General features: G+C 60.9%; 2 protein-coding genes. Both read right to left on the bottom strand.

From position 1 onward, the window contains the following. Positions 1-154: 154 nt before the first annotated feature. Positions 155-505: a hypothetical protein gene (locus PH547_RS33640; protein ID WP_112413433.1), complete on the bottom strand. Its 351-nt coding sequence runs from the start codon at positions 503-505 to the stop codon at positions 155-157. Positions 506-573: 68 nt separating this feature from the next. Continuing rightward, entirely contained in the window at positions 574-1422 is an 849-nt protein-coding gene (locus tag PH547_RS33635; protein WP_112413194.1) for a DUF932 domain-containing protein, read from the bottom strand. Positions 1423-1869: the final 447 nt, after the last annotated feature.

Raw genomic sequence — 1869 nt, 5'->3', positions numbered from 1 at the left:
GTTCGGGATAGGCAAACCGACGACTAACCACCTGGCCACATCAATATCGGACGGGGCACCGACCGCTGTGATTAGGTGCCCCCTGATAAATCCCCGCTACGCCTCGATCTTGACCGGAGGTGCCTTCGACATCGACCGGCAGATAACCAGATTTTCAACCGTGGTCGTTTTCCTTCGATATTGCGGCCGCCAAAGCGTCGTTTTCATCCTTGGAGAGTGTGATGAGCTTAGCGTCCGTGCGAGTGGCTGAACAGAATGCAAGGCGATCCCGGACGATGCAGGAAAAGCCACTATCGGTCCAAACCCGAAACCCTTCCGGGATCTCCTCCTCGAACCATCGGTCACCGGCTTCAATGCAGTCGCGAATATTGTTCAGGGTGATGAAAAATGCGCCGCCCCACGATGAGGGGACACGAGCGTGAATTGCGTTGGCCAATGCCATGGGACGAACATGGCCGGTGATTTCCCGCAGATTGGCGATGGCGACAGGGTGCGCGGTGTTCATTGATGCTCTCCGATAGAGTGGTGATGGATAGAAAGCGCCGCAGCGTGGCGGCGCTCTCGCGATCCTGGTCAGGATTTCAGGGCGCCCATCCGTTCGCCGAGCAGCCAAAGCGCCTTGTTGAGCTTGATATCCTGATCGATCCCGTTCACGGCGCGGGATTTCACGCGGCGCGGCCTGCCGAGATCGTCGCGGCCGATGCCTCGCAATCCGCCCTTGATGGCGTTTTCCTGCACCACGTTCCAGACTGTCCAAAGATCGTCGGCGCGGTCGTCATGACGGCGGGGGACCAGCAACTGTTCGGCCTTGATCGGCGTCGTCGTTTCGCCTTCGCTGTCGCCAAATCGCAGGACATGGGCGGCGTCCGCCAGAATATCCTGTTCATCGCGGTTCAACCGCAACGTTGACCAGTCCTGTGGAGCGACAAGGGTGCGCTCGGCCTCGCCAAGGACGCGGTACGTGCCTTCGATCACCTTATGCTGCACGTCGCCGGAATGGCGTACCTTGATAGCATCGATGGTGCCGGTCTGCGTGACCAGGGAATTGAGGCAACGGACCCGAAACAGCCCGGCCATAAGCTCGTAGGCGCTCGTCCCGTCATTGGCATTCTTGAGGAGGATCTCGCAAACGGTATCGCCGACGTTGTAAACCTTGCCATCATCGATGCGGCGCAGGCGGATAAGGTGCTTGGTGAAGTCGGCCTTCCCCTCTATGCGGCTGCGCGACTGCTTCGCTCCGACCGGCATGAAACCCTCCCGCATGAGACCGCGCAAAATCTCGATGGTGGGAATAGGCTGGAACCGTTCGGACCTGCTTTCATGGGCGGTCGCGGCAAAGATCGACGGCGCGATGCGGCGCATTTCGGTTTCGGTCAGTGCGCGGCCAGTGTCGAAACGTGCGGTCTCGGTGTAGATGCTCATTATCTCTCTCCAAAGTTTCCCGTTGCCACCCCGAAGGGCAAGCCCCTCGGGCGAAGCCTCCCCGGTCTTGCCTGGGGAATGGCCTCTGACATTCCCCGGGACAGAGGGGGGGAGGGCGAAAGCCCGCCCCACGGCGGCGAACGGGACTGTCAAGCGGCGTGGAGCGGAAGTCGGGGCATCTCCACGGGTCCGCTTTTGCGGACTGGCGCGGAAGATGAACCGGCTTCACGGGCCGCTTGACCGGCCTGGGCGGCGATGTCATGGGGCGAACGAATGGAAGCGGCCCGGAACGGGCCTCATGATCGGCTGCGCCAGCAGCCCGATAGACGAGCAATCGTCAAATGATCGCTCGCGGGCAAGCGCAATCCTGAAAAATGGAGAGCATCGGAGAAATCAGCATGGCGCCGGCCGTTGGCCGGGATTTCGGGAATTCTCGACGCGCAAGGA

This window comes from Rhizobium cerradonense, from assembly GCF_030182455.1.
Classification (GTDB): Bacteria; Pseudomonadota; Alphaproteobacteria; order Rhizobiales; family Rhizobiaceae; genus Rhizobium.
This window is presented reverse-complemented; position numbering and strand designations above follow the sequence as displayed.

What these genes read in the sequence shown, in the direction of transcription:
- PH547_RS33640 (WP_112413433.1), bottom strand. Translation starts at nt 505, where the DNA reads ATGAACACCGCGCACCCTGTCGCCATCGCCAATCTGCGGGAAATCACC.
- PH547_RS33635 (WP_112413194.1), bottom strand. Translation starts at nt 1,422, where the DNA reads ATGAGCATCTACACCGAGACCGCACGTTTCGACACTGGCCGCGCACTG.